The sequence below is a fragment of the Vagococcus hydrophili genome, assembly GCF_011304195.1.
GTDB lineage: Bacteria > Bacillota > Bacilli > Lactobacillales > Vagococcaceae > Vagococcus > Vagococcus hydrophili.
Map to the genome: position 1 here is coordinate 684,359 of NZ_CP049887.1, position 21,832 is coordinate 706,190.

Annotated in this window: 22 protein-coding genes; 9 read left to right on the forward strand and 13 right to left on the reverse strand. The window is 31.3% G+C overall.

The window, feature by feature from the left end:
* Positions 1-400 precede the first annotated feature (400 nt).
* A complete protein-coding gene (locus G7082_RS03300) occupies positions 401-1,795 on the forward strand; it encodes a CAP domain-containing protein (RefSeq protein ID WP_166033803.1) in 1,395 nt (464 codons plus the stop codon).
* Between the two features lie 262 nt (positions 1,796-2,057).
* Here the strand turns inward: G7082_RS03300 and G7082_RS03305 are convergent, their stop codons facing one another.
* The 4 genes from G7082_RS03305 to G7082_RS03320 form a co-directional block, all read right to left on the reverse strand.
* Positions 2,058-4,475: a coiled-coil domain-containing protein gene (locus G7082_RS03305; protein WP_166033804.1), complete on the reverse strand. Its 2,418-nt coding sequence runs from the start codon at positions 4,473-4,475 to the stop codon at positions 2,058-2,060.
* A 282-nt stretch (positions 4,476-4,757) separates the two neighbouring features.
* Positions 4,758-5,555: an alpha/beta hydrolase gene (locus G7082_RS03310; RefSeq protein WP_166033805.1), complete on the reverse strand. Its 798-nt coding sequence runs from the start codon at positions 5,553-5,555 to the stop codon at positions 4,758-4,760.
* A 37-nt stretch (positions 5,556-5,592) separates the two neighbouring features.
* Positions 5,593-6,015: an NUDIX domain-containing protein gene (locus G7082_RS03315; protein ID WP_166033806.1), complete on the reverse strand. Its 423-nt coding sequence runs from the start codon at positions 6,013-6,015 to the stop codon at positions 5,593-5,595.
* Positions 6,016-6,033: 18 nt separating this feature from the next.
* Positions 6,034-6,384 carry a MerR family transcriptional regulator gene (locus G7082_RS03320; protein WP_166033807.1) on the reverse strand — a complete coding sequence of 117 codons (351 nt, stop codon included), beginning with the start codon at positions 6,382-6,384 and terminating at the stop codon, positions 6,034-6,036.
* 613 nt (positions 6,385-6,997) lie between these two features.
* Here G7082_RS03320 and G7082_RS03325 point away from each other — a divergent pair.
* Positions 6,998-7,459, forward strand: coding sequence for a YdcF family protein (locus G7082_RS03325; RefSeq protein WP_238842686.1), 462 nt, complete (start codon positions 6,998-7,000; stop codon positions 7,457-7,459).
* 402 nt (positions 7,460-7,861) lie between these two features.
* Here the strand turns inward: G7082_RS03325 and G7082_RS03330 are convergent, their stop codons facing one another.
* From G7082_RS03330 to G7082_RS03345, 4 genes are read right to left on the reverse strand one after another with little or no spacing between them, the layout of a single operon-like run.
* Positions 7,862-8,281, reverse strand: coding sequence for an NUDIX hydrolase (locus G7082_RS03330; RefSeq protein ID WP_166033808.1), 420 nt, complete (start codon positions 8,279-8,281; stop codon positions 7,862-7,864).
* Positions 8,278-8,916 (reverse strand): DJ-1/PfpI family protein, encoded by a 639-nt coding sequence (locus tag G7082_RS03335; protein ID WP_166033809.1) that lies wholly within the window; start codon positions 8,914-8,916, stop codon positions 8,278-8,280. The genes G7082_RS03330 and G7082_RS03335 overlap by 4 nt, the downstream gene beginning before the upstream one ends.
* Positions 8,916-9,341: a hypothetical protein gene (locus G7082_RS03340; RefSeq protein ID WP_166033810.1), complete on the reverse strand. Its 426-nt coding sequence runs from the start codon at positions 9,339-9,341 to the stop codon at positions 8,916-8,918. Before G7082_RS03340 ends, G7082_RS03335 begins: the two co-directional genes overlap by 1 nt.
* A 14-nt stretch (positions 9,342-9,355) precedes the next feature.
* Positions 9,356-9,556, reverse strand: a complete 201-nt coding sequence (locus tag G7082_RS03345; RefSeq protein WP_166033811.1) for a hypothetical protein — start codon at positions 9,554-9,556, stop codon at positions 9,356-9,358.
* Positions 9,557-9,679: 123 nt separating this feature from the next.
* Between G7082_RS03345 and G7082_RS03350 the strand changes: the two genes are divergently transcribed.
* From G7082_RS03350 to G7082_RS03365, 4 genes are all read left to right on the forward strand, one after another.
* On the forward strand, positions 9,680-10,024 hold the full coding sequence (locus tag G7082_RS03350; protein WP_166033812.1) for a DUF6483 family protein: 345 nt from the start codon (positions 9,680-9,682) through the stop codon (positions 10,022-10,024).
* A 140-nt stretch (positions 10,025-10,164) separates the two neighbouring features.
* Positions 10,165-10,632: a hypothetical protein gene (locus G7082_RS03355; RefSeq protein ID WP_166033813.1), complete on the forward strand. Its 468-nt coding sequence runs from the start codon at positions 10,165-10,167 to the stop codon at positions 10,630-10,632.
* On the forward strand, positions 10,632-11,372 hold the full coding sequence (locus G7082_RS03360; protein WP_166033814.1) for a DUF6681 family protein: 741 nt from the start codon (positions 10,632-10,634) through the stop codon (positions 11,370-11,372). Before G7082_RS03355 ends, G7082_RS03360 begins: the two co-directional genes overlap by 1 nt.
* A gap of 105 nt (positions 11,373-11,477) precedes the next feature.
* Complete coding sequence (locus G7082_RS03365; RefSeq protein WP_166033815.1) at positions 11,478-11,888, forward strand: GNAT family N-acetyltransferase; 411 nt, start codon at positions 11,478-11,480, stop codon at positions 11,886-11,888.
* Positions 11,889-12,457: 569 nt separating this feature from the next.
* Here the strand turns inward: G7082_RS03365 and G7082_RS03370 are convergent.
* The 4 genes from G7082_RS03370 to G7082_RS03385 all read right to left on the reverse strand — a co-directional run bounded on the left by G7082_RS03370 (position 12,458) and on the right by G7082_RS03385 (position 19,579).
* Entirely contained in the window at positions 12,458-14,125 is a 1,668-nt protein-coding gene (locus G7082_RS03370; RefSeq protein WP_166033816.1) for a MucBP domain-containing protein, read from the reverse strand.
* A 114-nt stretch (positions 14,126-14,239) separates the two neighbouring features.
* Complete coding sequence (locus G7082_RS03375) at positions 14,240-15,649, reverse strand: InlB B-repeat-containing protein (protein ID WP_166033817.1); 1,410 nt, start codon at positions 15,647-15,649, stop codon at positions 14,240-14,242.
* Between the two features lie 410 nt (positions 15,650-16,059).
* Positions 16,060-17,838: an ABC transporter ATP-binding protein gene (locus G7082_RS03380; RefSeq protein WP_166033818.1), complete on the reverse strand. Its 1,779-nt coding sequence runs from the start codon at positions 17,836-17,838 to the stop codon at positions 16,060-16,062.
* Positions 17,839-17,848: 10 nt separating this feature from the next.
* Positions 17,849-19,579: an ABC transporter ATP-binding protein gene (locus tag G7082_RS03385; protein ID WP_166033819.1), complete on the reverse strand. Its 1,731-nt coding sequence runs from the start codon at positions 19,577-19,579 to the stop codon at positions 17,849-17,851.
* A 139-nt stretch (positions 19,580-19,718) separates the two neighbouring features.
* Between G7082_RS03385 and G7082_RS03390 the strand changes: the two genes are divergently transcribed.
* The 3 genes from G7082_RS03390 to G7082_RS03400 are packed head-to-tail and all read left to right on the forward strand — an operon-like array spanning position 19,719 to position 21,141.
* Complete coding sequence (locus G7082_RS03390; protein WP_166033820.1) at positions 19,719-19,979, forward strand: SemiSWEET family transporter; 261 nt, start codon at positions 19,719-19,721, stop codon at positions 19,977-19,979.
* Between the two features lie 35 nt (positions 19,980-20,014).
* Complete coding sequence (locus G7082_RS03395) at positions 20,015-20,845, forward strand: AraC family transcriptional regulator (RefSeq protein ID WP_166033821.1); 831 nt, start codon at positions 20,015-20,017, stop codon at positions 20,843-20,845.
* A gap of 26 nt (positions 20,846-20,871) precedes the next feature.
* Positions 20,872-21,141, forward strand: a complete 270-nt coding sequence (locus G7082_RS03400; protein WP_166033822.1) for a hypothetical protein — start codon at positions 20,872-20,874, stop codon at positions 21,139-21,141.
* A gap of 25 nt (positions 21,142-21,166) precedes the next feature.
* Here G7082_RS03400 and G7082_RS03405 read toward each other — a convergent pair whose 3' ends face one another.
* Positions 21,167-21,829 carry a DUF421 domain-containing protein gene (locus G7082_RS03405; RefSeq protein WP_166033823.1) on the reverse strand — a complete coding sequence of 221 codons (663 nt, stop codon included), beginning with the start codon at positions 21,827-21,829 and terminating at the stop codon, positions 21,167-21,169.
* Positions 21,830-21,832 lie beyond the last annotated feature (3 nt).

The window sequence follows — 21,832 nt, forward strand, 5'->3', positions numbered from 1 at the left end:
TCATTTTTTTATATTTGTTGAATTTTGTTAACCACTTTATCTAACAATTCCAAAACTAAAAAGTGCAGCCTAAACTGAAAATCGTCAGATAAAAATTACATTTTTTCCGTTCACACAACCTTAATATATTAACTTATCCAGAGCCTATTAATCACTCATAGACTTTGTTAGACGTGGATTGCGATGCGAACGTTATTTTATTTATCCCTACCTCTATAACCTTCAATCTCTAACAAATATGGATACTCTACAGAAATTGTACATGTAATATGAGATACTCTACTACATCACATAACACTGATCAATATTTTATTTTTGGCAAAAATCAATTTAATAATTATTCAACTAACTTTTAGTTCCTATGTTAAAATTAAAAGTATAAAAGAAAAGGAGCATTAAAATGAAAAAGAATCCCTTAAAAAAATTAATCATTACTGGCACTTTGGCTCTAGTTTTTTCTATCGGAACAAAAGCAGAGGCAGCTAATCAAGGTCCATATATTAAAGATGGTAGTCTCGTTCAGATCACCAAACAAAATTATGATATTTGGCAAAATTTTAATTGGCAATTAAAAAATAATACAAATAATATCTATAACCAAACCTTCGAAGCCAAAGGAAGATACCTACATGAAAATGGTCAGACTTACTATTCTTTATTTGATAATAAAGGAACTTGGCAAGGTTATCTAAACGCTAAGGCCACTAAAAAAACAAGCAAACAAGGTGGTTATATTTCTGATGGAAGTTATGTGAAAATTTCTAAAAAAAATTATGAAGTTTGGCAAAATTTTAATTGGCAATTAAAAAACAATACAAATAACTTATATGGTCAAACATTACAAGCTAGAGGCCGTTACCAACATTTTAATGGCTCCACCTATTACTCTCTGTTTGATGGAAAAGGAAATTGGCAGGGCTATTTAAACTCTGGAGCAACTAAAAAAACTAATGCACAAGGTGATTACATAGCAGATGGTCGCTATATTCAAATCACCAAAAATTATGATTTATGGCAAAACTTCAATTGGAAGAAAAAAGGCGATGGCTCAAACCATTACAACAAGCCTCTTCAAGCCAAAGGTCGATATCAACATTTTAACGGAAACACGTACTATTCTCTATTTGAAGAAAACGGTAATTGGTTAGGGTATATCAATGCGTCGGCAACGTCACCTTATAAGCCTAAAGAAACTGAGTCAATAAAAACCATTAATAAAGATACAAACGGAAACATCTTGAAGTCAACAAATGGATATACCTATGTATCAGAATCAAAAGATAAAGGTAAAACAACAACATCTCCAAATGGTGATATTCATACAACTTACACAATTACTAAGATATGGAGAAAAAATAAAGAAAATGAGTTAAAATTAGGTATACCAACGTATTCATTAAGTATGACTGCTAAGTTTGAAGAGTCTATTAATAATTATAGACAATCACAAAATGTATATAATTTAGAAATAAATAAAAATTCTCGAATGAAATCTGATAATACTGCATCAAAGAATGTTTCTTCAGATTGGACACAATGGAGGGCCCAACATTCTGAAGAACAAATCGGTACTACCTGGTCAAGTGTAACCTATTACTCTGAAGATGAAGCTGTTTCGCAAGCTATGGCTAATTTTATTAATAGTCCTGGACATAGAAATAATTTATTAGAAGATGATCCTAATTTTGCTGAATTTTTAGGGGCCAGTGTTTATTCAATGAGAAGTTTAGATGCTAAGACAGGTGCTATTATGTATTCGTATTTATTTATTGCGACAATTGATGCTTCTTGGTAATTTGATAGTTTATTTTACTAAAATTCTTGTTCAATTGTTATTAGTAGAATATAAGTATATCATTTACAAGGAATTATGATGTTAAGAATGAATAAAATTTTACTACCTTGTTAGCTTGAAGTTTCATCGAGTGAGTATTCTGTAAATAATTTAGGTAAAATTGATATTGTAACTACATAGAAAGAGTAAAAAGGTTCAGATATCGGCTAAAATATCTGAACCTTTTATTTACCTTATTTTATTTTTATCAATCATAAACCATCTACGCCAAATAATTAGACAAAGCCTCATACGCCTCTAATATTTTCAAATCGTCTATGTTCAAAACGACTTTTTTCTTATTTAATTTATTACCTCGAGCCGTGTTTAATACTTCAGCTACAATAACATCCACATCGTCAACATATGTTGAAAATGTTTTTTGAAATTTATTTTGATTACTTTCTAACTGGTTGCTACTATACTTCTGCCAGCGTAAATTCAAATATTTTATATTATTTATATAATGGTTGTACTGTCTTCTATCGATTGAAACTGTTTTATTCGTTCTACTTGAATCAAAATTTAAAAATAAATCTTCTATCGTTGCTTCTTCTCTTGTTAAGGGCTGAGCCACTTTATTTTTTGGTGCGATTTTACTGACTGGTTGAGTTTTTATATTTTTTTCGTCATCAGTACCTTTTACTTTATGATAATTATTCTGCGAATTTTCATAAAATTTCTCCCATGTATTCGTTCTAACTTCTGCTTGGTCACTGATTTTTTCAACACTCCATTGATCCGATTCATCCATAGCTAGCGAACTATACAAATATTCCTTAGTCAGTACTTTTTGATCGACCTCTATATCATTTGACGCTTCTTGGTCCTTATTCAATAACTCTTCATCAGCTTGTACTTCTTGTTCTTCTAAGGAGTTTATTTCAACCTCGATGACTTCTTCCTGATTTTCATCAACTTCTTTTTCGCTGTATAAATCCTCATCATGTAGTAATTGACTACCAACATTTCCTAATTCCGTTTCTAATCTAACTCTCTCTTTTTGACTCTGCTCTTCTAACATTTTTCCTTCTAGTAACTGTGCATTAGCTTTTTCTAATTTTATTTCTAATTTTATTATTTCCTTTTGATTCTCATTTTGTTTTTTTTCATTTTCTAACAACTGAGTATCAGTCTTTTCTAATTCTGTTTCTAATTCTATTAACTCTTTTTGATTTTGATTTTTTAATTTTTCATCCTCTAATAATTGAGCGTTTGCCTCTTCTAACCGAGCTTCTAGTCTCATTAAAGCCTTTTGATTTTCAGTTTGTAGTTTTTTATCAGCTAGTAATTGACGGTTCACTTCATCTAGTTGTGTTTCTAATTCATTTAATTCTTTTTGATTCTCACCTTGCGACTTCTCATTTGATATCAGTTGCGCATTGGCCTCATCTATTTGTTCATCCAATTCACTTAGTTCTTGTTCATTCTCACTTTGTAATTTCGCATCTGATACTAGCTGAACAGTGGCCTCATCTAATCTTGTTTCTAATTCTACCAACTTTATTTCATTTTCATTTTGCAGTGTTTCATTTGCAACAAGCTGAGAATTCACTTCATTTAATTGTTCTTCTAATGCAGTTATTTCCTTTTGATTCTTATATTTAAGTTCTTCACTCATTGTCAGTTGATTATTTGCTTCACTTAATTGTCTTTTTAATTCATTTAACTCTTTTTGGTTGTCACTTTGGCTTTTTCCATCAATTATTAGCTGGCTGTTTGCTTTTTCTAACCGCTCTTCTAATTCTATTAACTCTTCTTGAGTCTTTTCTTGTAAAATTTCGCCAGTCAATAGCTGAGTGCTTGCTTCTTGTAGCTGTTTCTCTAGTTTTATTAATTCTTTTTGGTTGTCTTTTTTTATTCTTTCGCTAGATAATAATTGATAGTTCATCTCTTCTATTTTTATTTCTAACCTGACTATTTCTTTTTTGCTTTCCTTCTGTTCTTTTTCATCAGCTAGCAGTAGCTCTTGCTTATCTTCTAAAATGACTTCTAAATTAAGGATTTCTTTTCGTTTTTCACTCTTTTTTGTTTCATTCAAGAGTAAGTCACTATCTACCTCTTGAATCCTTCCTTTTAAATCAGTCACTTCTTTATTAGCTTTAACTTGTGGCAGTCCATGAAATTTTTCTAATATTGTCCCTTGAGTAATCGAAGTAAAAGAGTAATCCATATCATGCTCTTTTTCCTTACTGAAATCTAATACTTGTTGTTCATCTTGCTGGCTTAATAAATCATCAAAATTCACTTCATTGGTCTGAACAGTATAAGCATTTACTTCTAAAATATCATTAAAGAGCCGCACTGCTTCACCTAAAATCACTTGTCCCTCTTCTTGAGTTAATCTACAAGTTGAACTAAAACTGATAAAAATTCTAACACCTGTTCCTTCTAACTCATCATAAAAAGCTCTATATAAAACACTGTCCGCTGAGACTTCTTTCCATCTACTAAGTAATGAAAGGATACAAACCAAAAGTGATTCCTTAGATATATTATTATTATATAAAGATAATTTAATTTGAGAACTTCCATCCTGCTGACTATTTTTAGGCATTATGATAATGCTTGATTTTTTTGAACGAACTCGCTCTCTACTATAAAACTTTCCCTGAATGTCAAAATAACTATTTATATTCATACTATCTCCTTAAAAAACAAAATATACACATAGTAAATATAGCATTTTGTTTTCACATATAGCAATGTTTTTTAGACGATTATTATTACTTATCACCAATACAGTTATTTTATCTGTAAATATATAACTTTATTACGTTATTTTATAAGTTAAGACGATAAAATCAATCCACTTTTTTAACCAACGATTAATAATAACCCCATTTTTCATATGTTCTAGTAAAAAATATTTTTCACGTGTTGTAATGAATCAATTTATATAGTAATTAGAATAAAGTTAGCTTCAACAATATTTATCTCTCACAAAAATCTTTATTTCTTCTGAAATTTCTTTTGCTTGATGATTGTGAATGTAATGAGGACAATCATAATAAATTATTTTCCCGTACTTACTTTTCTTGGATAAATTCTGTTGGATACTTAACCATCTTTTTTTTGCAATACCTGTTCCTTTCCCATTAGAAACTAATACTAGGATGGGTAAATTTTCAATATTCACATCCCTTATCAATAGACTATTTTCTTTTATTTTTTTAACCTCGTTAAGGGTAGCTTTTGAAGTAAAGTTCTTATGAAACAATTGGTTATATATATCTTTTTCAATTTGATTTAAATTACCATATTTTACTGCATCTGATTCTACAGTTTTAGGAAACAATTTAGTCAAACCGACCTTTATTAGTAATCGATTCATCTTTAATCCAAGTAAATTTATTTTTAACATTTCATATGCTTCATACATTGCCATGTCTAATCCAATAATAGCTGATACTTCTTCTGGGTACTTTTGATGCCAATACAAAGCTTCGATTCCTGACATAGAATGTGGAACTAATACATATGGTGATTGTATTCCTTTTATCTTTAATAATTCCCTAGTTTCCTCTAACATCACATCGATATCTCTCGACATGTCTGTGTCACTGCTGAACCCATAGCCAAATTTTTCAACGACAATAATTTTAAAATCATCTTTTAAACAGTCGTATAGCATCTTAAAATCTAGTATTGGACTTGCTGTTAACCCACCTGATAGAAAAACAAGTGTTTGATCACCATTTCCGATTTCATAAACGCTCATCACTCCATCATCGATAGGTATTAAATTCTTTAATTCTTTAATATTTAACACCTCTTTTTATGAGTTCTTCTTTTATTGCTAATTGGATAGAAGGATACGTGTATTCCCTAGGTTCTCCATCAATACATAAAACTTCTTCCATCTCATATTCTAACTCACTCGCAAATTCTTCAACTTCTGCTATAAATAGCTGCCCATAATCTTCTATACCGTTCTCTTCGATTCCTAATGTAAATATAGGTTTAATTACAAACTCCGTCGCACCTGTTTCTTCCATTAATTCCCTTTTCGCACAATCTTCTATTGATTCATTCAATTCCCGATGTCCACCAGGGACTTCATATGTTTTTCTTTCTCTATGACGTACATAAACATTTTTTTGATTACACTTGGTAACAATCATCGCAATAATTAGTAGCTCGTCAGCTATTTCATCAAGTTCATACGTTTTTATTTTCATATATTTTCCTCTATCTTTTCATAGTTTGTTTTTTAATTTCTTTTTAGCATTAATTAAGGCTATTTTTTCATTACTCAATCTCTCTAATTCGATTTCTATTTTTACTAATTCAGAGTCAATAATATTAAGATTAGATTCCCATTGTTTTTTAGTATCGCAAAACTCTTTATTCTTTTTGATTTCTTTAATCACTCTGATAGATAATCCCATTTCCCTAAGCTCTCTAATACTTTTAAAATCCTTTTTATCTTTTTCAGTAAACTCATACCTTCCATCTACCTTTTTAGGTGTCATTAGTTTCTCATCTATATAATATCTGATGGTTTCCTTAGTTGTTTTCATTTCTTCAATAAATTGACCTATTCGCATTTTTTTCCTCCCATCGACTTGACGTGTTGTACACCCCACATTGTTTAATAAATTTATAACAAAAAAGGAGTGATTCACTTTTGAAAATCTTATTAATAACTTTCTCTTCTTTATATTCTGGTTTAATGCTTTTCGTGTCTCTAAAATCTATCTCATTTTTTAAACATCCAATAATTCTTTCGTGTAACGTTCTAGGTTCAACACTCGTCTTATTATCTATTATAGACTATCGTTTTTTATACTCTGGTGTCATCCTTTTGTTCCTTTCAGCACTTTTGAATGGGTACTTTATACTACATAAAATTACTCTTTCACATGTTCTTATCCGTTTATTACTTTCGATAACTCTGATGCTTTTAAATTATTGTATACATAGAAGTTAACTTTCATCATATTCGATAAAAATTTAGCATCTATCAAGAATAAGTTATAATATAAAAAACGATCATTTAAAAATATTTATAATTATAAGGAGCTGATCTTTATTTTAAAAAATAAACCATTAAAAATTACCTTAATCACCCTAATATCCATAGGTTTTATTTATGCTAGTATTGTTCTTTTCTTAATATTTAGTGGCACCCGAGACACGCCTTCCACCTCGCCTGACACAGTGTTGATTTTAGGCGCTCAAGTTAAAGGCAAAACAAAAGAAGATGCTTATCCTAGTGTTGTTTTAAGAGAACGATTAGACACTGCTGCAGCCTACTTAGAAGAATACCCAGAGGCAGTCGTGATTGTTTGTGGTGGTCAAGGAGCCGATGAACCAGATAGTGAAGCAAATGTCATGAAAAATTATCTCATCAAACAAGGTATTCCTAAAAATAAGATTATTATGGAAGACACTTCTACTCGAACAAAGGAAAATATTCTAAACGCCCAAAAGAAGCAACCTCTCAACAATACTGTTATTGTGACAAGTGATTTTCATGTCTTTCGCGCTAAATTACTGGCTAAACGATTAGGTATCGAGTCTGTTAGTGGCTTACCTGCTGTCTCAAATAATTCTGCTATTTTTAAGAGCTACACACGGGAGATTATCGCCTTAGCTTACGGCTTACTTTTTGATTGGTAACTTCATAATCCCTCTCTATATTTTGAATTTTTTCAAAAATCATGATATTATGGGTATATAAAAAGAGGCATACGTCAATATGCCCCTTCTTTCGTAAAATAAAACCGTTAAAAAGACGGTGACTTAGTTTTTAATGTTTTTTAACCATCTTAACCTGCCAAAGTTAGAAGATGGTTATTTTTTTTGATTCTTATCGTCTTTTATCATTAACACTAAAGTTGTGAAAGCAATCATTAGTGACAACGACTCAAAAACTTACACGTTTATTCCTTTCTAGGGATAAAACTGTTATGAATCATAAGGCCTCACCCCTTCTTCAAGAGATTAGCCACCATCTTTTCACTTCTTTATTCTACAAGGAAAGTATAACATAAAACGTAGGATATAATTAAGATACTGTCATCATTTATTCCGCTTTAACATCTCAGTCAAAATCACAGGCTGTATCAAAGGATAGGTATATTCCTCTGGTTCTCCTTTTAAACACATGACTTCTTCTATTTCATGGGTCAATTGAGTATCAAATTCTTCAACCTCTGCCAAAAATACTTGTCCGAAATCTTCTTTTCTATTTTTTTCAACACCGTAAATAAACTTTGCCACAATAGTATATTTTTTAGCACCAGTCTCTTCTTCTAACTCCCTTTTAGCACAAGCTTCAATCGTCTCATTTAACTCTCGATGTCCACCTGGAATTTCAAATGTTGTTCTTTCTTTATGCCGAACATAAACATTCTTATTTTTGTACCTAGTAAAGATGACTGCAAAATCAAGAAAGTTATCCTCAATTTCTCCTAATTCATAAATATTGACTTTTATCATTTTGACACCTCGGGATACATATAAAAGGTTAATTCTTCTGGCGTATATGCTCTATCTTTCCTTGGACCAGAAAAGGAAGTATCAGCCAAATCAAATCCCAATAATTGAGCAACTTTCACTGCAAATTCACGATAAGCAAATCCAATAGCTGTCACTACTCCAGCAGATTCATCATAAACAAGAGGTTGTCTAACTATCTTTTCCTTTTCAAAGAAAGAAAATTCATTTAAGGTTTCTTCAAAAAGACCTGATGTGAAGGCAACACCTTTCAAAATACCAGCTTTTGCGAGGAGCATAGGAGCAGATGATATCGCTGCAATCAATGGTCGAGTTTCCATCTCTACAAGAGGTTTTAAGAAATTAATTAGTGCCTCATCCTCTGCAATAGGATACGGATTCATAATTCCTGTTAAGATGATCACTTGATATTCAGAAAAAACAACCTCTTCATATTCTTTGTTAGGTAAGATCAAAAAACTATCTTCTGTTTTTATCGGAACCTTTTTGTTGGCTCCTACCATATCAATTGTCCACCACTCACCACATGGCTGAAAAACAGTCAAATAATCCGTTAATAACGTAACCTCGCTTAGAGACATCCCTTCATACAGTAAAACTAGTGCTTTCTTGTTCATCATTTCAGCTCCTTTTTCTGATTAGTTAAACTCTTCTTTAAATCCTCTACATATTTTTTTTGAATCTCTTTTAAGTGTAATTTAAAAAAAGACATTAAATATACCAAAGGGTTCCTAAAATAAATTTTTTCAAAAAAGATAATTTTAGTAGATTGATCTCCTAGTTGAATAAATTCACCATACCAATAACCTTTAAAAAAAGAACTTTCCATATCAAAAGCATAATACTGGTTTTCCATTATTTTTGTAATTTTAAATGTCGTCTTAGCTCCTAATACGCTATATTCTTTAAAAGTATGCTCGCTTAAAATTTCAGTTCTAATTAAATCGCTTCGCCAACTTGTTTCTTCCTGATTAATGACAATATTCCAAATTTCTTCAACATTAAAATTTAATATTTCTTGATAAATCGATTGCCTCTTCATCTTCTTCACCCTAACTAACCTTTCCTCAACGCCACATATGTTTCAAAAAAATAAAAACAAAGAATAATCCCTACAATAACAAGAACAATACTTAGATACGCCCAAATAGCAGGTCGAATGGTTCGATTAGAACTGAGTCTCGTGAATTTCGTTTGGATAGACAAACCTAGAAAAATCAAGATTGTTCCAAATAAACTTCCGAATAGATTTGCCATATCATCACTCCTTCACTTTGATAACATTATTATATCATGTGTCTATAAAACTCCGAACAAAAAGATTTAAAACGCTACATATGTTATAATTTACTATAATCTAATTTAAGGAGTGAACACCTCATGATGGAAGAAGACTTTATTATGCGTCAAATAAAATTAGTAGGGGAAGGCATTGCTGTTCTGCTGAAAAAAGATATCTCACAAGATACTTTAGGTGAAATTCAAAGAGAAGATGGTTCTTTCACGTCTCGATACGACCTTGTTTTAGATTATTTAAATGAAGGTAGAATAAACGAGGCTTTTTTACTCATCAACTCTCTAAAATATAAAATGTCCTACTATGACTTTGAACAAACATCTAGTTGGTTTTGCCGATTATTAAGAGAGTATCAAACACGTAATCCTGAACAACTCACAGAAAAAACTTATCTATCCTATAAAGAAAAATTAAATGATTTACTATAATAATTTCCATCATTCGGTTTAAACAAATAAAATTTAAGCTATTTTTCAGCTAAACTTCTTAATATTCCTTTAGAATTCAAACATTCTGCACTTTTTCATGCTATTATAACAATAGTTTAATTTCCAAAGGAGCCTTATTTATGTCAAAAAAGAAAATTGTTGCACCCTTTTTAAAACCTATCGCTATCCTGAGTATTTCTACAGGGATTGGGGCAACAACTGTTGTTTTGGATAGTAATAATTACAAAAGTCCAAAACCAGAAAAAATAGAACAAACTACCCCTTCCACAAAAGAAGAAACAAAGAAACAGAAAAAAATCACTGAAGAAACAACCTCGGAAGATAATACTAAAAAAACAAAAAATAGTTTTAAAGAAGAAGTCACCGCGTCTACTGATATGGAAAAAAATCAGACAAACGATAACAACAATAATAATGAAAACACTAAACGCGAAACGAATCCTAGCAAAAAGAAAGAAGAACCAAAAACAGAACAAACAACACCACCGTCTAGTGAAGAACCTACGCAAGATTCAAACGTTGTGAATAATAACAATAACCAACCTCCCCAATCACCAACTAAACCAGATGAAGGAGGGAACAAATAATGGAAGCACTAACCGCCATACTCTTAGCCAATATTGGTAAGTTTTTAAATTACTTGAACATTAATCCAAGACTACAAAATAAAATTATGACAATCGTAAGTATTTTCCCAACACTTTACATTTTACGTATCGTTCGTGGGTATTTCTCAAATGACAACTATGTTAAAGGATCCATCTATTTAATTATTTTCATTGTATTAACTTACTTTATTATCATCAATTTCGTTTACTATTTTAAAAATCGAAAAGTGAAGTGGGATGTGACAAATTTAATTGAAGACATTGTTCCAGAAGATTTAACCTTTGATAATCCTGATAATATTTTAAAAACGACTGCTACTAGTGGTTTACAAGGAAAAAAATTACCTTTAATCTTTAATGAGGATAGTCCTATTCTTATTGAACAAGTTATCGAAGAATTAATTCGTGACGGAAAAATCCAAAAACAAGATTTAGAAGTCAATGATTACTTAATCGGAAAATACGAATTGATCCCTTTTTACAAAATAAGAAATCAAGCGCTTTGGATTGGTAGTAGTTACCGTGATATGAAGGAAGTTGCTAAAATTAAGCTCTCTAGTGACGCTGACACGCTTATTCCTCTTGGTGTCTTTATCTTAGGAGGAACCTATCAAATTGATGGTATCACCTATAAAGAACCTTATACAGTCCAATTACGAGTTAAAGGCGAGGAAGATAGTCTTGAAGGAATGACGCGCTCCTCTCGAAGTAAAAAATAGTCTGGAATTCAGACTATTTTTTTGCGTAAATATAAGGTATTCTATAAGTAACTAATATAGTTGAAAAGCTATATTAAACATAGTAAAAAAAGGAGCTTCTCACCCATGAAAGATTTTACACATCCTAAGTTTCCAACGATCCATATTAAACTATTAACAACTGATGCTCATTTAAGCCAATTAAACGATTTATTAAACAATTCAGACGCTGTATCAGAATTCATTCCAGAAGGCACTTCATCTGATAACAAATATCTTTATGGTATTTTTGATGACGCTAAACTAGTTGGCGTGATTGATTTAATTGAAGATTATCCGACTAAACAAGCCGCTTATATTCACCGATTTATTTTAGAAGAAGATTATGTAGGAAATGATTTACCAAGCATCCTTTACCTATCTCTTGAAAAAACAGCTCAAGAAACTGGCATAAAAGAAATGATTTTAGATGAAGAATTAGCTAAAGAAAACACTTGGACTGACTTTGGTTTTGTGAACAATAAAAAAGAGATTTAATTCAGAGTTGTGAAAAATCATTTATTCAAAGTAAGTAGAGGAAACAGTTAAACAACTTTTCCCCTCCATACCATCGTGCATATGATTCACTATTTGAAGTGTATAAACTGGTATTGTTTGGTTATAAAGATATAGCCAAACAATACCAGTTCTTTATTTGTTAAAGATCTATTTAGAATACTCTTTACGTTACACGTTATTTCTTTGGCAACAGATTTCTTCCCTTGTTTTCTGAGATTGTCGTACTTTCCACTCCTCCTGAAATTCTTAAAATTACTGTTTTTCAGTCCTTCGTAGTTTATCAAGATAGCTTCTTACGATTCATCTAAATTTCTCCATGCAGATTCATTACTATTCATTCACATTTGATACTCTTAATACCTTTCCCAATAAGAGATACAACTTTCATTCCATGTAACTACTAAATTTACTGTATAATTTTCGGATGATATTGATTTTTTTGCAAACACATCCTATTTATGACAATAACAAAAAAATGACTAACAAATCGACAGTTGATTTATTAGTCATACAAATTATAGATTCATTTTTACCTCAGGGGTATCTTTTTAATTTACGTCACCTATTTTTTTATAAACAATTGTTTCTGTCATTCCACCTGCTACCATTTTTCCAATTCTACCTTTGTAGTCTATTTCTTTATATCCAACAATATCAATTGGGTATGTTACGTATGTATACCCAATTTTCACATCTTCTTTTTTAGATTCATGAATTTCATTTCCAGCTTCATCAACATATTTAGTTGTTAAAACTGCCATTCCTTCTAATGGATCAATTCTCTTATACTTGAAAGTAACCGTTGTCCCTACTTCTGTTGTAACTTCTTTCGTTGCTTCATCATCTAAGATATAACCTTTTTCTGTAAAGTCTTTAGCTTCGACCTTAAATGGTTTACCTTTTTCGACCATTTTATTTTCATCTTCTATAAGGAATCCATCATTAACTACATATTTTATCCAAACATTTACAGTTTCTGCTACTGGTTTAGTCTCTATTTTTTTGTATTTAAAGGTAATCGTTGTATTTTTATCTGCTTTGATTGTTTGATTTGATTCTCCTACTAATTCATAACCTCTGTCAGAAAAATCTAAAGATTTCTCCGTAACTGTAGAACCCTTTTCTACCGATTTAGATTCTTGATTTAAAACTACTCCATCAGTTCCTATATGTTCAACTGATATATTTACTTTTTCTACTGGTACAACTATTTTCTTACGGTAAGTAAATTCAATTATATTCTTAGCATTGTCTGTATCAACTGTTATAGTTTTTTCTTTTGTCCCAACAACTTCATAGCCCTCATATTCACCAGCAGTATAAGAGATTTTTTCACCTACTAAAATATCAAAATCAGTCTCAGTAAATTCGCCTAGAACTTTTCCATCTTCTGTTATATCTCTAACAGTAACTTCTCTAGCATCCTTATGAACATAATCAAAAATAATTTCTGCATTGTTCTCAGCTGTTACAGTTACAGAAGACTCACTAATTAAATTCATGTTGTCAAACTCTTTGGCTTTAATAGTGATTTTTTCACCTTTCTTTGCTTTAACTGTTTCTTCTTTTAACACTACTGCTTCCTCTAAGTTATCTTTAGAAGCTACTTGTAAATAGTAAATTTTCATAGACACTTCTTTAACATCTGGTTTCACTGGTGGTTTTGGTTTGTTTGGGTCAGGTTTTATTGGTTTAACCGGTTTAGTTACTGTCCCTGTTCCATCCCCATTATCATTTACTATTATCTTAGAATCTTTATTTTTTTTAGAATTTATTTTAGTTGCACGATTAACTTTTTGAGCATCAGCTTTTTTAATTCCTTCTTTATCAGCTGGAGTCAATGGAGTTTTTGCTATTATGTTTCCTTTAGAATCTTTAACCACAGCATTCACACCATCACCAAAGAAAATAATATTTCCTTCATAAATAAGGTTAGCATCAATAATAGAATCGTTTAATTTCATCAAAGTTCCAATTGTTAATCCCGAGTCTCTAGAAATTAATTCTAAATAATCTCCCCACTTAATTGTATATTGTTTATCACCTTGTTTAATTGTTGTTGAAGTGTTCGGTGCCCACTCTTTATCCTCTGCTTTAACAGTTGTTGAATTAGCAAGCACTACGCCTAATCCTAAACTTGTTAAAACAGTAATTCTTGCATAGTTTTTATGACGTTTCTTTTGTTGCATCAATTTTTTATGATCAAACCTATTCATACACTTCTCTCCTTTTATACACATTTTTATTTTAATTATACATAAAAAGTAGATATTAATATTTTGGAGATTGAACGTTAATTTCTTTGATACCGTTTAATCATGGGTATTTTTTTATTTCTTTCTAAAAATTATTGCTCCTATTGAAGACATTAAAGTTCCTATAGCTACAAAAATAATAGAATTATTTTTCTCACCTGTTTTTGGCAACTCAGTAGGTAAGATACTTGCTTTATTAACTTCTATATCTTTCACTTCTCTAGAAACTTGATCTACTTTTATTTCTGATTGTGTTATCTTTTTAGGAGGTGCAACCTTTTCCGGAACCCATTTGGCAAATAAAGTGAGATCTTCCGTTATTTTTGACAAAAAGTCCCATTTCAATGTCAGCTCCTTATCCTTATACCAATCTGAAAATATAAATCCTTGTTTTATCGGGATTACTGGATATATTGCCACTCCTCCCTTTTCAATAGTCTGACCTTCTATAATTGTCCCACCATTTGAGTTAAACGTAACAACAATATCATCTAATGCATTTAAATTTGTAAAGAAGGTCCACTTAGAAGGATTACCATCATTATCTTTCCCTGCAGTAAAAATTGACTTCACTTCACCTGCGGGTATAATCAATATGTTTGTTTTTGTATCAAATCCAGATTGTTTATTTTTTTTAAACACACTTAAAAGATTAGCTGAAATGATATCTTCCATATTGACTATTTTATTTCCATTCTTATCTAATGTGTAATGTCCGTTCAGATCAATAACAATATTACCTGTATGATCTTTAACATTGTAACATCCTATATAATTAAGCATTCCCGCAGAAATATAAACTACTTCTTGATTAATAGAATGCCAAGCAGAAATTAAGTTAGGAGTATTTCTTAAATCTAATGTTTTTAAGTCCTTATTCCCTAAAAATGAAATAGATGTTAAATTTTTCATACCGTTAACATCTATTGCTGATAAGCCTGTTTTTTTTACGTCTAATGTTTCTAGACTCGTTAAATATTTAACCCCTTCCATAGTTTTTGTGCCATAAGGTAAATACAATGTTTTTATTTTAGATAATTCCTTTTCTGATAATTTGCCATCACCATCTTTATCAAAATAAGTTGATATATACTTTCTAAGTGTATCATCCTTAAAAACATCTAATGCAACAAAATCATTAGTCTGAACACTTTCTTTCTCTGACCGAACTTGTTTTGAAGTGTCACTATTCATTGTCGATTTTTCAGTTGGTATTTTTTCTTTTGTCGATGATGTTTCTTTTGAAGCTACATCTCCATCATTTTTTATCGTTTTTTCTGAACTAGTTAGTTCTTTTTTTTCACTGCTTGACACTTCAGTTTTTTCATTGCTCGATACTTCAGTTTTTTCTTCTGATTTAGGTTGTTCTACTACTTCTTCTTTTGCTGTTGACGTAGACGTGGTAGAATCCATAGTTTTTCCAGCTTCTTCTTTATTATCTATTTGTTCTACTTTAACTTCTGATTCAACACTTTTTTCTTTCACTAATTCCTCCGCGTGAACATTAATTACTGGCATCAGTAATAAAACCGATGAACACAGCAATATTTTTAAATGCGACTTATAAACCATTTCTCTCTCCTCGTTTCTTAAAATATACATTTCACAATAAAACAGACTCTAAAAACTCTTCACATATACCATACTATACCTAATAAATCTGTTCTGTCAATAAAAAATAAAACATAAAAAAAACAAATGACTATAAAACTGTTTGTAACACAACATATAAAAGCCTTACATCGTCAACATATACATTTTTTATACATCATCCGCATTATTAAATGGGTATTTTTTTCTAATTTATATTTTTTAAAATCCCCTTAAAACCATAAAAAAACATCTTATAAAAATCGATAAGATGCTCTTTTTTTATTCTGTTCGTTATTTAACAATTATTTATTTTCAAATTGAGAATTATAAAGATTAGCATAATGACCCTTAGTTTGTAACAGCTCTTCGTGTGAGCCTTTTTCTTTTACTCTACCACCATCAATGACTAGTATCTGATCACAATTTTTAATCGTTGATAAGCGGTGAGCTATAATGAAAGACGTTCTATTTTTTAACAACTCATTTAACCCAATTTGCAGAAGTTCTTCTGTTGCTGTATCAATATTCGCTGTAGCTTCATCCAAAATTAAAATCTTCGGATCAGCTAGTAAGACTCTCGCGAATGAAATTAACTGTTGCTGTCCACTAGATAAAGTACTTCCTCTTTCTTCGACGATTGTATCGTAGCCATTAGGTAGTTTTTCGATAAAGTCATGCGCTCTAACTAGACGGCTTGCTTCGATTATTTCATCTCTTGTAGCATCTAATTTTCCATAGCGGATGTTTTCTAATATCGTACCTGAGAAGATAAATGTGTCTTGTAACATAACACCAATTTGTTTTCTTAACGATAATAGTTGGACATCTTCCACATTAATGCCATCAATCATAACTGACCCATCTGTCACATCATAAAAACGATTAATCAAATTAATGACTGTCGTTTTTCCTGCACCAGTCGGACCGACTAAAGCAATACTCTTTCCTGCTTCCACTTTAAAATCTAAACCATTTAAAATTTTAGCACCCTCTGTTTCATACTGGAATACTACCTGATTGAAGACAACATCTCCTTTGATTGGTGGTAATTCAATAGCATTTTCCTTATCTTTAATCAAAGGTTCTTCATCCAATGTCTCAAAAATACGTTCTAAATACGCAGTAGCAGTCACCAGTTGATTGTAAAAATTACCAATATTAATAATTGGGTTCCAAAAATTAGTCATGTACGCCATAAACGCAATTAACGTTCCTGTTGTCACTTCAATCCCAATTTGTTTGGCTCCTATATAGTAGAGAAAACAAATCGTAAAGACCGAAGTCAGCTCAACTGCTGGCCATAGTAACCTCATAATCTGAACAGCCTTCATCCAAGAAGTACGGTATTGATTCGATAAGTCTTCAAAAATTTCTTGTTTCTTTTCCTCTTTCGTAAATGATTGTGTAATCCGAACCCCTGCAATGCTTTCATGAATATAGGCTGTTAAATTAGATTGCTTATTGCTTAGGGTTTGATAAGCGACTCGTTGAAATCGTTGAATGACAAAGGTCGCAATAATTAATAATGGTAAAAATATCAAACTATATAGTGCTAATTTCACATCAATCATAAACATCACTACTAGCGTAATCAGCATATTAATAATGTCTGATAAAAAATTAATTAAGCCATTACTCAATAAATCGCTTAATGTATTAATGTAATTCACCACACGAATCAAGATTTTCCCATGAGGTTTTGAATCATAATACGAAAAAGGTAATTTCTGAATATGAGTAAAAATATCTGCACGCATGTCTTTTAATATTTTTTGTCCCAATTCAGTGATTTTTAAAATGCGATATCTCATGCACCATGAAATGATTAATAGAGAAACTAAATAAACTGCTCCCATTTGTAGTAACTTTACTTTTTCTTTATTAGGAATAAACTCATCGATGGTTAGTTTCATAAAGTAAGGTCCTAACATCCCCACTAAATTAGCAATAACTATAATCAGAAGAATTCCAATAACAGCTTTTTTGTATGGTTTAATATACGTTCCCAATCGTTTATAGTCCTGCCAACTAAATGATTTACTTAACTCTTCGTCTGTTTGATATGTGTTTCTTTTTGCCATGTCTACTCACCTACTTCAGTCCTAATTGTTTTTCGTACAGTGTGTGATAAATACAATGTTCATCTGCCATTAACGTTTCATGATTGCCTCTTTCCACAATCTCACCCTCATCTAAAACCAAAATAATATCGGCTTCTTTTACAGAGCTAATTCGGTGCGCAATGATAAAAGTTGTTGTTCCATCAATCGCTTCTTTTAGTCCTTCTTGAATTTTAGTTTCTGTGGTCATATCCACAGCTGAGGTCGTGTCATCTAAAATCAAAATAGCTGGCTTAGTCATAAGCGATCTAGCAAGTGATATCCGTTGTTTTTGACCGCCAGACAACCCGACTCCTCTTTCACCAACAATGGTTTGATATCCTTCAGGAAGTCTTTCAATAAACTGGTGGGCATCCGCAATACTAGACATTCGTTCCATATACCCCATATCTATTTGATCCACACCAAATGACAAATTTTCTTCAATTGAATCTGAGAATAAAAACGCGTCTTGCATCACAAGGGAAATATTTTCCCGAAGTTGTTTTAATGACCACTCATTAATATCTTTTCCACCAATTTGAATGGATCCTGATGTTGCTTCATAGAAACGTCCAATCAAATGAACTAAGGTTGTTTTTCCTGAACCTGTTTTACCTAAAATCCCCACAACTTGTCCTGGTTCAATCTTAAAATTAACATCTTTTAGAATAGGTATTGTACTATTATCCGGAAATGAAAAATTAACTGAATCAAAAATAACTTCCCCTGTAAACTGATTTTTTTCTTGGTCTCCTTTTGATTTTATCTGAACTGGCTCATCTAACAGAGCACGAATTTTAACGGAACTTGCAAAGAATCGCTGTGTATCACTAATAATCCATCCACTATTTCTAAGTGGATTATTTAACATCCACAAGTAGTTGGTAAATGTCACGAGTGCTCCAATGGATAAGGTAGAATTAATCGCTAAAAAACCACCTAAAACTAAAGTAATAACAGATAACACACCTGAAAAAAATTCTAACCATGGTAAATACGTGCTTAAAACTTGTGCGGACGCCATATTTTTCTCCATGTAATCATCATTTACTTTGTTAAATTTTTCAATCTCATACTCTTCTCTGGCAAATGCTTTAACTACTCGATTTCCACCTATATTTTCTTCCACCATCGAATTTAAACGTGAGAAAGATTCCCGAATTTCATAAAATTTTGGATAAATCCCTTTTGACAATTTGCTCTGAAGAATATAAATAAATGGTGTGATGAGCATCATCGCTAGTGCTAACATTGGATCAATCTTAAACATGACAATAATCGCTAAAACAAACCACAACACATTTTCCACAATCGTCGAAGCTAGCCACGACACAAAATGGCGCACCGCATCAATATCTCCTGTCATATGAGCTAAAATATCCCCCACACGTGTATGATTAAAATAATCAAAATCTAAAACATGTATCTTTCGGTACATATCATTCCTTAAGTCAAACAACACATTTTGCCCAACTTGCTCAAACATATTTTGATAAGCGTAACGTGTAATAATTTTTAAAACGGTTACACCAATTAAAATACTTAAGTACAAAACTAAATTTTCATCTCCCTTACCCGAAACAATATTGTTAACAATCAAACCAATGACAATTGGATTAATGACTTGAAGTCCTGAGCTGATAATTAAAATAATACTTGCGATAATTTCTGTTTTTAGATAGGGCTTAATGTAGCCAGATATCCATTTTAAATGATCCATTTTCTTCACTCCCTTAATGAAATACTTGTCTTATAATACCTGTAAACCACTCGCTTAAACATGGCATATCTTACCCTTTTGATGTACTATATTATTATAGTTACTTTGTTGTTTAGTCTATAGAAAGAAGGTGCAGCGTATGAATCAAGAGAAGTTTATTAAATACTTAAGTTGGGTGGCAACTGCCATGTCGATTATGATGTATGTCTCTTATATCCCTCAAATTATAGATAACTTAAACGGCGCCAAAGGAAATCCTATTCAGCCACTTGTTGCAGCACTTAATTGCTCTTTGTGGGTTCTTTACGGACTAGGGAAAAAACCACGTGATTTCCCGATTGCTATTGCTAATTTACCAGGGATCATTTTTGGTTTAATTGCTTTTTTAACTGCTTTATAAATTCAAAATTAACCACTTAATTAAGGAGCTTTTCCATGTTAGAATCTGCTAAATCGACTTTTAGCCCTGATATTCTTTATGTTGCTGATGGCTATTTCAAAAAAGGGGAAAAAGCCCCTCTTCATTATCACGATACTATCGAAATTAGTATTGTTTTAAAGGGACCTAGTCATTATTATATTAATCACCAACATTATTTAGTTAATACAGGGGATATTATTATTTTAAATCCTTATACCTTACACTATGAAGAAGAGACAGAAGATGTCAGTCATCACATGCACTTAGGGATTGATAATTTTCAATTTCTAGGCTATGACAAAAATGTTATTCCTATTCAAACTCCGATTATTCGACCTCAACATTCAAATTACTTGAAACAACTCGTTGAGAGATTATTGGACGAAAAAAAAGAAGCTCGTTTATATCAAGAAACCACGATTCAACTTCTAACAACGGATTTTCTCATTTTAATCTTAAGAGAAATCGACAAACAACAATTACCCATTCATCCAATGAACCAAAAAGAAAAAGATAAAACAATCTTAGCCAACTCAATTAAACACTATCTTGAAACTCATCATTCTGAGGATATTAGTTTAGAAAGTTTATCTAGTTCTATGTATATTAGCCCCACTTATATGTCTAAATTATTCAAACAAGAAACGGGAGAAAGTCCAATTAACTACCTCATTAAAGTCCGAATGGAAAAAGCCAAAGAACTACTTAAACAAAATCAATATAGTATTAAAGAAATTGCTAATTTAGTTGGTTATCAAGACGCGTATCACTTTAGTAAACTCTTCAAAAAATCTACTGGCATCTCACCAAGCGAATATATGAAAGGATTACCATTAATTTCATAACTTAATTTTTAAAAGGAGGATTTATAATGATTAGAAAAGAATTACCTTTAGGCTGGACGCTACGACTACCTTCAGATAAACTAATTGTTCTTACAGATGGAATAACTCATGTTGGTGTTTTATATGATGGGAAAGAGTTTGGTGATCCACAAACCTTACTACTCGAATTATCAGAGAATAGCGTCCAAGTAAAATCACTCCCTCATTATATTCATGGTGTGGAGACTACCACTGAAAAAGAAATTATTATCCATCTTAATGAGTTCTTCTCAAACATAGAAAACACAGAAGAGTAAGATAAAAGCAGATTGACTCAACTCGTCAATCTGCTTTTATGTTTTTTCTAACTTTACTCTTATCATAAAAACTAAAATACAAACTACCATTAATGTATTCACCCAAATACACATTCGAAAGGTCTGTCCCTTGTTTTTCCAACTCTTTATTTAGCCACTCCCGGTCTTTATCGAAGGTATCTAACAAATCATCATCTACAAAGCCATTCGTTATAATTGGATATCTCACTAATTCTTCTCCGTAGAGAATAATAGTTAACTGGCCATTTTGTTCTTGGATCGCTCGTTTCACTTGTCTTGTATCATACACATTAGCCGAACGTAATTTAAACATTAAATCACTGGCTGAAATCCCTTTTTTTGCACAACTTTCGACTAACACTTCACCATTTTTTATTAAAATTACTGGCTGTCCATCGATTAAACGTTTCACGAGGCTCACATTTTCCTTTAGATATTTAAACAATGTCACTAAAAAAGTCCAAACAATCAAGACTAAGAAAAATTGTAAAATGGAGACTTGGCTATTATAAATCATCCCACCAATAATTCCCCCAAGGACAAAATTTTGTAATTGATCTAAGGAAGACGTTGGGGCTAAATTGCTTTTTCCTAGTAAATTCATTTGAAATATTAATGAAATCAAACCTATCGCTAATTTTATACCTATTTCTAAGTACTCTTTCATCTA